We start from the raw sequence: 12,249 nt of genomic DNA on the forward strand, positions 1-12,249 counted from the left end.
TGTTGAGCCAATCAGCAAGAGCGTTGCCTGCCGAGCGTCGTTTTGATGTATCAGCCAATGAAGTTGATGCGAGAGTTTTTTTTCCCAGCTTAGTAAAAGACACTCCATTGAGTGTCGCGGTACATCCTGATGTACAAGGTAAAATTTCTCTATCTTTAAAGGCAGTAACTTTGTCTGAAGCCATTCAAGTTGTTGAAGACATTTATGGATACGAAGTGAATCGAGAAGGTCGTATTTTACGTGTATTCCCGTCGGGTATGAGAACCGAAACTTTCCCCTTGAATTATATCTACATGCAACGAGAAGGGTTGTCCTTAACCTCCGTTAGCTCAGGGCGCATTTCAGACCAAAACAATAATTCAAGCAATGGCAGTAACAATAGTAATAGCAACAGCAGTAACAGTAGTTCGAATAGCAATAGTAGCAATGGAAATTCGAACAGCAGTGACAATACCAATGGTACGTTTATTCGTTCAACAACCAAGACCGATTTTTGGGGCGAGCTACAAGCCACATTAATGTCAATAATGGGTGAAACCGGTGGCGGACGACAAGTTGTGGTAACCCCTCAAGCTGGGCTTGTTACTGTTCGAGCTTTCCCTGATGAGTTACGCCAAATTCGAAGTTTCTTACAAATAGCCGAAAGCCATCTACAGCGCCAAGTGATTTTGGAAGCGAAAATTATAGAAGTCACTTTATCTGATGGTTACCAACAAGGGATCCAGTGGGAAAATGTCCTAGGTCATGCAGGCAGTACCAACATTGATTTCAGCACTTCTGCAGGACAAGGGTTAAGTAATGCGATTACGTCTGCAATTGGCGGTGTAACCTCGATTAATTTCACCGGAAGTGATTTCAGCACAATTATTAACTTGCTCGATACCCAAGGTGATGTTGATGTACTTTCAAGCCCTCGTGTTACCGCTTCTAATAACCAAAAAGCGGTAATTAAGGTGGGCAATGACGAATACTTTGTTACCGATGTATCCTCAACGACTGTAGCGGGTACCACTCCGGTAACGACGCCGCAGGTTGAACTAACGCCATTTTTCTCTGGTATTGCGTTAGATGTAACCCCGCAGATTGATGAATATGGCAATGTAATATTACATGTTCATCCGTCGGTAATCGATGTGACCTCACAAACTAAAGAAATTAAAATTAGTGATTCAACATTAGAACTGCCTCTTGCTCAAAGTGAGATCCGTGAGTCGGATACCGTTATCCGCGCTGCATCTGGTGATGTGGTTGTTATTGGTGGCTTAATGAAGAGTGAGAACATTGAAACTGTATCAAAAGTACCGTTATTAGGTGACATTCCTTTTCTGGGGGAAGCGTTTACCAGCCGTACTAAATCTAAAAAGAAAACTGAATTGATTATTATGTTGAAACCGACTGTTGTTGGTGGAGACACATGGAAGGATGAATTAAAGCGTTCACAAGATTTAATCGAGCGTTGGTATCCTTCTAAATAGCGACCGTTGGCGGTAGATAATTGACGATTAAAAATAGCGGTCGAAATTGATAAGGGATAGCCAGTAATTATGTATTTGCAGCATTTTGGCTTAAGTCAGTTGCCGTTTACGCTTACCCCAAATACAGGTTTCTTTTTTGGGTTATCACCGCATGTGGAAGCATTGCAAGTACTGCAAACAGCATTACAAACAGGCGAAGGTTTTATTAAAGTCACTGGTGAAGTGGGTACAGGTAAAACCTTAGTTTGTCGTAAACTGTTGAATGATTTACCGACTCAATATCATTGCGCTTTCTTACCTAATCCCTATTTGAATCCTAAAGAGTTACGCTTGGCTGTAGCGGGCGAACTCGGTTTAGCATTGCCGAACAAATTAGATCAACAACAACTGACAAGGCTGATACATGAGCGTTTGTTAGCGTTAAATCATCAAGGCTTTCACGTAGTGTTAGTGTTAGATGAAGCGCAATCGCTACCAGATGAAAGTATTGAGGCGTTAAGATTATTTACCAATTTAGAAACCGAAAGTCGTAAATTATTGCAAGTGGTGTTGTTTGGCCAACCAGAATTAGATCAACGTTTGGCACAACCCAAGTTTAGACAGTTAAGACAACGTATTACCTTCAGTTATGACTTACGTCCGTTAACATGGGATGAAATACAAGCTTATATTCATTACCGCCTTGCTGTTGCGGGTTATCAAGGGCCTGAGTTGTTTTGTACCGCGGATATTAAACGCATTGCCAAAGCCGCTCGAGGCATCCCGCGTTTGGTGAATATATTGGCGCATAAGAGCTTATTGCTATGTTATGGCCAAGGTAAAAAAAAGGTGACGTCTCAACATTGTCTGGCTGCAATAACGGATACAGAAGATATTAATTTACAACATAAAGTAGGGTTTTCTCGTGTCAGCATACTGATAATTATGTTGCTTGTAACAGTGATGGTGGTTATTGGGTTCAATGGTGATAATTGTTGTGGTGAATGGATGACACAAATAGGCGAGATTAAATGAGCGTGATTATCAAGATGTTGAAAGATTTAGAGCAGCATCAGCAACCCGGAACAGACAAACCACCGGTGCAACCCGCAGGTGAATTTGTGCGCCCTCAAATTCAGTATCAATCCGTTGCTAAATCTCGCTCACCATTGATTGGCTTTATTGTTGTTGCCGTACTATTGATCCCTACATTGTGGTTTGGTGTATCTATGTACCGCCAAGCCAATATTCAAATGGCCAATGAGCCAACAGCTAGCAATACATCGGTTACCGAAGATACTCAGTCATCGCTGGCGAGTCAGCCACAAGGTAATGGTGTTGCTGTTGATCATAAGTCTACTCAAATCTCAACTGAAGTACTAACCCAAGCACCAGCTCAAACGCTAAATCAAGTACCTATTCAAGCGAGCACGCCAGAAATCACTGCTGAGGTTATTGAACCAACGGATCGCATATCTGAGCTTGAACTATCCGAAGTGAGCACTGCATCAGTCGTTAAAAACGAAACCGTCAACACACAAGCAGTACTAGCTTCAACCGTAGGCGCAGAGAAGCCCAATAATTCGGTAGATCATAATTCACAGAATATGGCTTCACTGCTGAATACTGAACTCACTCAAGATCAAATCACAGCGCAAACATCTCGCTTCTTACCCGCAGAAATCCCTGCTGCAGCAAAAACTGTTGATATGAGCGTTAACGAAGTGGTGCTTTCCAAAACGCAAATGGCGCAGCTGCAATATCGCAAAGCGATGGATGCTGAGCAAGCGCAACGTCTGGACGATGCGGCGGGTTACTATTTAGAAGCCATTATTTTACAACCGAGTTTACATAAAGCTCGTAAGCAATTAGTCGACATTTATTTTGCGCAAAATAATCCAACAACTGCGATGAGATTACTCGAGAGTGGGATCAGTATGTTTCCGCAACAGTGGGAGTTTTATGTGATTTTGTCGCAAATTCAAACCGCAATTAAAGCTTATGATGAAGCCTTAACAACGGTGGCGATGATCCCAGATAGCTCATCGTGGGCTCGTGATAAGTGGATCGCACAAACGGATTTGGCACAAAACTCTAAAAACTTTGCTTTAGCTGAGGAAGCTTACCGAAACTTATTGGTATCTGAGTCGACTCAATCTCGCTGGTGGATGGGGCTAGGTTATGCGCTCGATTCACAACAAAAATATCCACAAGCCGCGCAAGCTTACCGATCGGCATTAAGCTATGAAGGGTTATCAACTTCAGCCATGACATTTATTGAACAACGTTTAGATCAGCTAGGAGAAAACCGATGAAGCCTAAGTTAAAGATGCGGTTAGGAGATCTTCTTGTTCAAGAGCTGATTATTACTGACACCCAATTACAGCAAGCATTGGCGGAACAGCGCAATTCAGGTAAAAAGCTCGGCCGCACCTTAATTGATTTGAAGAGTATTACAGAAGACCAGTTACTTAAGTTTTTATCTCAACAACTTAATTTACCGTACCTCGATATTAGTCGTCGTCCGATAGCCGCTGAAGTGGTGAATATACTCCCCGAAGTACAAGCGAGGCGCTATCGAGCATTAGTGGTGGAAAGTCATTCCGACCATGTGTTAGTTGCTATGAGCGACCCTGCCGATTTGCAGGCTATCGATAATATTGAAGTGTTAGTTGCCCCTAAACAGTTGATGATTGCGGTGGCGCCAGAGCAACAATTACTCGATGCGTTTGATAACCTTTATCGCCGTACTGGGCAAATCGCTGAGATTGCCGGCAAGCTTGATGAAGAATATGCCGCAGATGACATGTTCGATTTGGCTAATTTGACTCAAAGCGACAGTGATAATGAAACCACGGTGGTGAAGTTATTGCAGTCAATTTTTGAAGATGCGGTGCAAATGCGTGCGTCAGATATTCACATTGAACCTGGCGAAAAAGTATTGCGGATCCGTCAGCGTATTGATGGCCAATTACATGAAAACCTCCTCAGTGAGGTTAATATTGCTTCTGCTTTAGTGTTACGACTTAAGTTAATGGCAGGACTGGATATTTCAGAAAAACGTATGCCACAAGATGGCCGTTTTCATATGGAAATAAAAGGTCATAAAATCGACGTGCGAATGTCGACCATGCCGATTTATCATGGTGAGTCAGTGGTGATGCGTTTATTGGATCAAACCACAGGTTTACGTACGTTAGATGAAACTGGTATGCCACCGCATATTGTGGCACGTATTCGTAAACAGATTAAACGCCCTCACGGTATGTTGTTAGTCACAGGGCCAACAGGTAGTGGTAAAACGACTACCCTGTACGGTATTTTAAGTGAGCTTAACACTGCCGATAGAAAGATTATCACTGTAGAAGATCCAGTTGAGTATCAATTACCTCGAATTAACCAAGTGCAAGTCAATCACAAGATTGGTTTAGACTTTTCTAACGTATTGCGTACTACACTTCGTCAAGATCCCGACATTATCATGGTGGGAGAGATGCGTGACCAAGAGACCGTGGAAATTGGCTTACGAGGTGCGTTGACTGGTCACTTTGTATTATCAACTTTGCACACTAATGATGCGGTTACCAGTGCGTTGCGATTACTTGATATGGGGGCGGCAAGTTATTTGGTCGCTAGTGCGCTGCGGGTCATTATCGCTCAACGTCTTGTTAGGCGCGTTTGTCACAATTGTGCCGTGGATTATCAACCAACAGCAGCTGAACGCAGTTGGCTTGTAAGTGTGACGAAAAGAGATATTAGCAGCGCCACCTTTAAAGTGGGGAGTGGTTGTCAAACCTGTAATGGTTCTGGTTATCGCGGTCGAATTGGTATTTTCGAAATACTTGAACTTGACGAAAATATGATAGATGCCATGCGAACAGGTAATCCGCAAGATTTTGCCCGTGCAGCACTGCGCAGTCCTAACTTTATTCCCCTCGCGCATTCTGCGATGGAGTATCTATTCCTTGGCACGACAACACTCGAAGAAGTGTCAAAACTGGTTGAAGATGTCAGTGAATCAAAAGTGCCTTTATCGGAAGATATCGTTAGTCAACAAGATATTGGGTTATAACAATGCCAATATATCAATATCGAGGACGTAATTCACAAGGGCAGGCGGTCAGTGCGCAGCTTGAGTCTGCTAATGAAAGTTCTGCGGCAGATGCATTGCTTTCTCGTGGGATTATTCCGCTAGAATTACGTGAAGTGAAAACGAAGCAATCTTTTTCGATGAGCTTATTTCAAGGCAAAGTGTCGCTGGAAGAATTGCAAATTTTTAGTCGACAAATGTATTCGTTAACGCGTTCAGGTATCCCTATTTTAAGGGCTATTGCTGGCTTATCTGAAACGACCCATTCCGATCGAATGAAAAAAGCCTTAGATGATATTTCTGAACAGCTGACGTCGGGAAGACCGTTATCTTCGGCAATGAATCAACATCCAGATATATTTGATTCGTTGTTTGTATCGATGATCCATGTTGGTGAGAACACCGGTAAGTTGGAAGATGCCTTTATCCAGTTGTCTGGTTATATCGAGCGAGAACAAGAAACTCGTCGACGAATTAAAGCTGCAATGCGTTATCCGATGTTTGTTTTGATTGCCATTACCATAGCGATGGTTATTTTGAATATTATGGTGATCCCTAAATTTGCCGATATGTTCTCTCGTTTTGGCGCTGAATTACCTTGGGCGACAAAAATATTAATCGGCACGTCTAATCTATTTGTTAATTTTTGGCCTCATATGATTGTGCTATCAATCGGCATCATAGTTGGGATTCGATATTGGCATCACTCTGAAAAGGGCGAGAAGCAATGGGATTTATGGAAGCTGCACATACCCGTTATTGGATCTATTATTGAACGCTCAACCTTGTCGCGTTACTGCCGCTGTTTTTCGATGATGCTCAGCGCGGGAGTCCCGATGACCCAAGCACTCAGTTTGGTAGCAGATGCGGTCGATAACGCATATATGCATGACAAAATAGTCGGTATGCGCCGGGGTATTGAATCAGGTGAGTCAATGCTAAGGGTATCAAATAGCAGCCAACTATTTACCCCATTGGTATTGCAAATGGTTGCTGTGGGTGAAGAAACCGGTCAAATAGATCAGCTGCTCAATGATGCCGCTGATTTTTATGAAGGCGAGGTTGATTACGATTTAAAAAATCTCACCGCAAAACTCGAACCTATTTTAATCGCATTTGTTGCTGGCATTGTATTGATATTGGCACTGGGTATTTATCTTCCTATGTGGGATATGCTGAATGTGGTAAAAGGCGGTTAGCAGAGCATGCAACAAAGAAAGCAAACAGATCATTGGATATCGAGATGTTGAGCCAGCAAAAAGCGGATGGTGATCTGCTTAAAGTCTATGGTCGGGTTATTGCTATTGTTGTGGTGTTAACGCTGCTGGCTATTTTTGGTGGGCGTTATGTCAATACTACTTCAAACATAGGTGGGCGTGGTTTAGAGTTTGAACATAATCGTTTTTTGAATGTCTTAGCTATGGTGCATAGTCAATGGTTAGCTTCTGGCCGACCACATAAAATGCAGTTGTCCTGGCATCATATGGCATCGAATGTAGCATCGAGTAAGGTAAGCAATGACAATGCTGTATTACAAGATGCTGCGAGTAAAATAGATGCTATAGATACTGATTTGGTTGGCACCGATAATTGGATTTCTATGTCTGATCAAGGTTGGCCAACCATTGATACTAATGATGTCCAAGGTTGTGAGCAACTGTGGGGCCATTTATTGGCAACTAATGTTCAAGAGTTAAATATAGCGGTAGATTATCAGTCTGATGAGAACATTTGTCGCTATCATTCAGGTAATGAAGCCAGTTTAAGTTATCAACTACAAACAGGAAGAGTTATTTTTTTGATGAGTGACCGATAAAGTTTGTGCCATTAGTGTTAAATTTTTAATAAGCTGCTAATATTAGTGAAGTTATAGCTGAATCAGTATTATTTCCTGTTGTAGGCGCTATAGATAAGAGTGAGTTATTATGAAATTGAAACAACAAGGTTTTTCATTGATCGAGTTGGTCATTGTTATTGTCATCCTCGGTTTATTAGCCGCTACAGCGATCCCGCGTTTTTTAAATGTAACCGATGATGCTGAAGACGCCAGCGTTGATGGTGTTGCTGGTGGTTTAGCCACAGCAGTGAGCTTTGTACGTGCACAATGGGAAGTTGATGGTCGTCGTAACAACAGCGTTATTTTAGATGGTACTAGCGTATCACTCGATACACGTTTTGGTTTTCCAACTGGCACAACCAATACTGATGTTACCTCAATGACAAACGAAACATGTCAGGAAGTATTTGATTCAGTTTTGCAAAATGCTCCAAGAAATGTACTGTTCGATCAAGACGCCCGTAAACATCGTTATACCGTAAGAATGCAAAATGGTGTCGGCGGTTCATCTACCAGTATTGATGGTCAAACAGTTACAGGTCTAGATTTGTGTGTTTATCATCAAGTAGCTACTTTAGCGCTAAATCAGACTTCGGGTGTCGCAGATCCTGCGCCTGATTTAGACACGGTTGGTGCTAACGGTGTAACATATAATGCAGGTACAGGTCAGGTCGTATCATTTACTAACAACTAATTTGATTTATCACTGTCCGCAGTGATGTTGGTTTACCCATTTATTTTCTATAGAGGTTATTTAATATGCAAAAACAACAAGGTTTTACATTAATCGAATTAGTGGTTGTGATAATTATTCTAGGTATTTTAGCGGTTACGGCAGCGCCGAAGTTTATTAACTTGCAAGGTGATGCGCGCGCGTCAGCATTATCAGGAATGAAAGCGGCAATTCAAGGTGCAAACACTTTAGTTTATTCAAAAGCGGCTTTAGCTGGTGAAGAGAAAAAAGCTAAAGATAATGCTACACCACCTTCTGTTGTTCTTGGTACAGGAACTCCAGCAGTTACACAGTTTGGTTATTTACAAGGTTTGCAAGCAGAACTTGAAAATGCGATGGATGTGACTTTTAATGTAGGTACTAGCGCATTAGACCCTACAATTGCTACAGATAATGATGCTGATTGGACTATCTTTGTTGATACCGGTGTTGCTACTATTTGGCAAGTTGGCGCTCCAGCTACCTGTACTCTAATCTATACAGAGGCAGCAGACGCAACGACCATTCCAACATATGAAGCAACAACAGATCCTGATCTTTGTTAAAGAGCTTTTAATTAAAAATAAAAAGCCTGCTTTAAGCAGGTTTTTTTATAAATTTTATTTATAGCAATCAGATCTGACATTAGAATAAACAGACAATATCACCTATGTTTGCGATACTGAATGCGTTAATATAAGTTATTGACACCATTATGGTTTAATGAATATTGAACGTTAATAATGTGCATCAGGTTGAATGAGGACATCATCATAGTGAATCGACAACATCATATTCAAGCCGGCTTCACCTTGGTTGAATTGGTTACCACCATGATTGTGATTGGTATTATAGCCGTGGCGGTGTTGCCGCGTTTGATGTCTGATTCATCTTTTAGTGCCTACAGTTTACGCAGTGAATTTATCAGTGAGTTACGCCAAGTCCAACTTAAAGCCATTCAAAATACCGATCAATGTTATCAAATTGATGTGACATCAAGCGGTTATACGTTACGCCATTTTAGCGGAAGAGCCGCTAGCTTATGTACAAACCAAGTACGTATAGAGCAACAACAAACCTTCAGTGGCAATGCTCATATCGCCTTGGCCAGTAATGCTAGCCAAGTGTTTTCGATTACCTTTGACAGCTTAGGTCGCATGCTGTCTCCAGCGTGTGCAGGTCATTGTTTTAATGTAGTAGCAGATGAGACCTTAGCCATTGCGGTTGAGTCAGAGGGGTATATTTATGCTCCGTAACATTCAATTTCATCGTTTATCACAACCTACTCGTGGTTTTACTTTAATCGAACTTGTCATTGGTATGATGGTGATCGGCATTGCGATAGTGATGCTCACCAGTATGCTATTTCCTCAAGCAGATAGAGCTGCATCGACATTACAAAGAGTACGTTCGGCAGAATTAGCTCATTCGGTAATGAATGAGATCTGGGGTAAACGATATGATCAAAATACTAATCCTAATGGTGGTATTCCGGCGTGTAATGCACCTACAGGTATCGCTTGTACAACAGAGTCAGCATTAGGCCTAGACGGTGAAAGCCGAGACACGTTCAACGACGTTGATGATTATCATGGCTTGGATGAAACCGATAACATGCTCGACTCTAGCCAAACGTATACCCAAGCTTATCCTCGCTATCAGTTGCAAGTGTCAGTTGAGTATCTTGACGCTGCGACGAAGGGACAAAAATTAATTACCGTTGCAGTAACAACGCCTGCCAATGAAGTGATCACTTACCAAGCGGTAAGGAGTAACTACTAATGCCTTTACGACGAGGATTGAAAGCTGCAGGTTTTACCTTAATTGAAATGGTTACGGTCATTTTAATCTTAGGGATTATTATTGTTGGTATCAGTAGTTTTGTGATTTTTGGCACCCGCATTTTTGTTGAATCAAGTGCGGTAGATCAGGTGCTCAGTCAAAGCCGTTTTGGTATCGAGCGTATGACCCGAGATATTCGGCGTGCAGTGCCCAATAGTGTGCGGGTACTTACCGCAACCGATGGCAGTTATCAGTGTTTGGAGTTACTGCCTATTTCGGCCAGTACTTCTTATCTTGATGCGCCATTTGTGCCTCAATCTGCGCAAAATACTTTAACCGCGATTAAAAGTATTCGTCCCATTAATGCGGCTCAGTCAGTGCTAATTTATCCTTTAACCAATAGCGAAATTTATAATCCTCAAGGGACTATCGCCAAACGATTTATTGTGCAAAGTGTGGCTGAAACAAGTGATCAACTCACCATTACATTAACTCAAAATGTGCGTTTTACTGAGGCCTCACCGTTAAAACGCTTATATGTTGCCGATAGCCCATTAAGCTACTGTTTTGTTAATACAGCTAGCAATGTTGATCTGCTCCTGTACCAAAATTACGGTTATAAGGTCAATCAGCCTGCACCCGCTGCAATGGGCAATGGCGCATTGATGGCACAAAATGTCACTAATGCCTTAACTGTTAATCCCGCGGTGATAATGACTCCATCGACACTGGTGACTAATGCAATTGTGCATTTACAGCCACTATTTAGCGTTAATGGCGAAACATTTCAATATCAACATCAAGTGCAGGTGATGAATGTTCCCTAAGCTGAAATTAACCCAACATTCACAACAAGGTAGCGCACTCATCATTGGTGTGTTTGTGCTAACGGTGATGTTTTTACTTGCCGCGAGTTTGATTCGTATTGTTGGCGATGCTGATGAGTCCGTGAACATGGAAGTGTGGGGCACTCGAGCTTTATTTAGCGCTAATAGTGGCGCCGATGCAGCGCTGGCTGAGTTATTTCCGGTTGGTGGTACTGTGGCAACTTGTACTAGTGTTAGCTCTACATGGACACCGCCAAATAACGCCGTTGGATTCCATAATTGTAGTGTCACCATTAGTTGTAATACCGCTAGCGTTGGCAGTGTTGTTCAATATCGAATTAATAGTTTAGCGGTATGCGAAACAGCTAACTGTGTAGGAAACTCAAACAGTTCAACATGTTTGCGAGTCAGTCGCCAAGTGGAGGTAGAAGCCCGTGGGAATTAATTTCCAGAGACTAAAAGGTAAAGCTTTTTACCTGTTTTTTAAGCTCTTGCTCTGTTTTAGTTTTTGTTTAACAGGCCTCCCTGTGATGGCGAGTTGGGATGGCAGCTTTATAGAAGGGCTTAATGCCCATGGCACTGATGCCACAATTAATTTTTCCGGTGGAGCACTGTTATATAATGCTCCAACCAACGGTCAGTTACCCGCATCTACAATCACAGAGGCTGATAAGTCTTGTGTATCTGATAATAAGGCTAAAAACTGTAAAGCTTCGTCCCCAATAGCAATTATTCCAAATGATCGCCTAGCCTTTAGTTTATGTACTTCTGTGAGTTCTCAACAAATAGGGCCTCCTACAGGGACTCAGCTCAATGTTACTGTTGAACAAGGGGAATATGGCGATATCAAGTTAGAAGGCGGCCCTGATAGAACACTGACTTTCAATACGAACAATGGCATTTATAAAATGAAGTCACTGACAGCATCATCTGGTAAATTAGTGCTATCTTCTGGGCAATACTGGATTGAAACTTTATCGATAAACAATGGTGTGGTATTAGAGTTTCCACCCACAGGTACAGTGACGTTTTTTATTAAAAATGATTATCGGCACTACAATCTAAACTTAGTCAATGACTCTGAAAGATTTATCATTTATACCTATGGCGATTTTGTGCTTAATGGTAATGCTAAACTTAATGCTTATGTCTTTGCAGAGGGTGAAGCGACCATTAGTGGTAGTGCTAATTTGGATGGGGCATTAACGGCAAGCAAAATAAAGTTAGAGGGTAATAGCAGTGTCAATTTTGATGATAGAGTATCTAGTATTACCACTGTTCCTAATTGCACTATTAATACACCTCAGGCGGAATTTCATATTCAATATGGTAAATCTACTGTATCTGGCAGCGGCTCAACATATGTAACATTTGACGCAGCATTTCCCACTGCCGTCACCCCCTTAGTTTTCTTAATGCCAACCACCGAAGAAAGTAATAACGACGGCCCTGCATCAGTATTTATTGATAGTGTATCGGAACAAGGGTTTATCTGGTCAAAAAAAGAACCTGAATCACCTAATAACCGTTATGTAGCATCAAAGGAA

Annotated in this window: 12 protein-coding genes and 1 pseudogene; all 13 read left to right on the forward strand. The window is 41.9% G+C overall.

Annotated elements, in window-relative coordinates:
* Positions 1 to 1,475, forward strand: a 1,475-nt coding sequence (mshL, locus tag CXF78_RS04850) for a pilus (MSHA type) biogenesis protein MshL (RefSeq protein WP_102036142.1), incomplete at its 5' end; no start/stop codon positions are given.
* Between the two features lie 69 nt (positions 1,476 to 1,544).
* Entirely contained in the window at positions 1,545 to 2,489 is a 945-nt protein-coding gene (locus tag CXF78_RS04855) for an ExeA family protein (RefSeq protein WP_011639165.1), read from the forward strand.
* Complete coding sequence (locus CXF78_RS04860; RefSeq protein ID WP_102036143.1) at positions 2,486 to 3,769, forward strand: tetratricopeptide repeat protein; 1,284 nt, start codon at positions 2,486 to 2,488, stop codon at positions 3,767 to 3,769. Before CXF78_RS04855 ends, CXF78_RS04860 begins: the two co-directional genes overlap by 4 nt.
* Positions 3,766 to 5,526 carry a GspE/PulE family protein gene (locus tag CXF78_RS04865; protein WP_102036144.1) on the forward strand — a complete coding sequence of 587 codons (1,761 nt, stop codon included), beginning with the start codon at positions 3,766 to 3,768 and terminating at the stop codon, positions 5,524 to 5,526. The genes CXF78_RS04860 and CXF78_RS04865 overlap by 4 nt, the downstream gene beginning before the upstream one ends.
* A gap of 2 nt (positions 5,527 to 5,528) precedes the next feature.
* A complete protein-coding gene (locus CXF78_RS04870) occupies positions 5,529 to 6,743 on the forward strand; it encodes a type II secretion system F family protein (protein ID WP_011639162.1) in 1,215 nt (404 codons plus the stop codon).
* Between the two features lie 44 nt (positions 6,744 to 6,787).
* A complete protein-coding gene (locus CXF78_RS04875; protein WP_102036145.1) occupies positions 6,788 to 7,360 on the forward strand; it encodes a hypothetical protein in 573 nt (190 codons plus the stop codon).
* Between the two features lie 109 nt (positions 7,361 to 7,469).
* Positions 7,470 to 8,075, forward strand: a complete 606-nt coding sequence (locus CXF78_RS04880; protein WP_011639160.1) for a prepilin-type N-terminal cleavage/methylation domain-containing protein — start codon at positions 7,470 to 7,472, stop codon at positions 8,073 to 8,075.
* Positions 8,076 to 8,140: 65 nt separating this feature from the next.
* Positions 8,141 to 8,659, forward strand: coding sequence for a type II secretion system protein (locus CXF78_RS04885; protein WP_102036146.1), 519 nt, complete (start codon positions 8,141 to 8,143; stop codon positions 8,657 to 8,659).
* A 177-nt stretch (positions 8,660 to 8,836) separates the two neighbouring features.
* Positions 8,837 to 9,349 carry a type II secretion system protein gene (locus tag CXF78_RS04890; protein WP_180957052.1) on the forward strand — a complete coding sequence of 171 codons (513 nt, stop codon included), beginning with the start codon at positions 8,837 to 8,839 and terminating at the stop codon, positions 9,347 to 9,349.
* Entirely contained in the window at positions 9,339 to 9,875 is a 537-nt protein-coding gene (locus CXF78_RS04895; protein ID WP_102036148.1) for a type II secretion system protein, read from the forward strand. The genes CXF78_RS04890 and CXF78_RS04895 overlap by 11 nt, the downstream gene beginning before the upstream one ends.
* The gene (locus CXF78_RS04900) at positions 9,875 to 10,702 is read left to right on the forward strand and encodes a prepilin-type N-terminal cleavage/methylation domain-containing protein (RefSeq protein WP_011639156.1); all 828 of its coding nucleotides are present in this window, start codon (positions 9,875 to 9,877) and stop codon (positions 10,700 to 10,702) included. The genes CXF78_RS04895 and CXF78_RS04900 overlap by 1 nt, the downstream gene beginning before the upstream one ends.
* Complete coding sequence (locus tag CXF78_RS04905; protein ID WP_011639155.1) at positions 10,692 to 11,147, forward strand: hypothetical protein; 456 nt, start codon at positions 10,692 to 10,694, stop codon at positions 11,145 to 11,147. Before CXF78_RS04900 ends, CXF78_RS04905 begins: the two co-directional genes overlap by 11 nt.
* Before the next feature lie 85 nt (positions 11,148 to 11,232).
* Positions 11,233 to 12,249: pseudogene (locus CXF78_RS04910) on the forward strand (MSHA biogenesis protein MshQ); the annotation flags it as partial.

The sequence above is a fragment of the Shewanella sp. 11B5 genome (assembly GCF_002836795.1).
GTDB classification, from domain to species: Bacteria; Pseudomonadota; Gammaproteobacteria; order Enterobacterales; family Shewanellaceae; genus Shewanella; species Shewanella frigidimarina.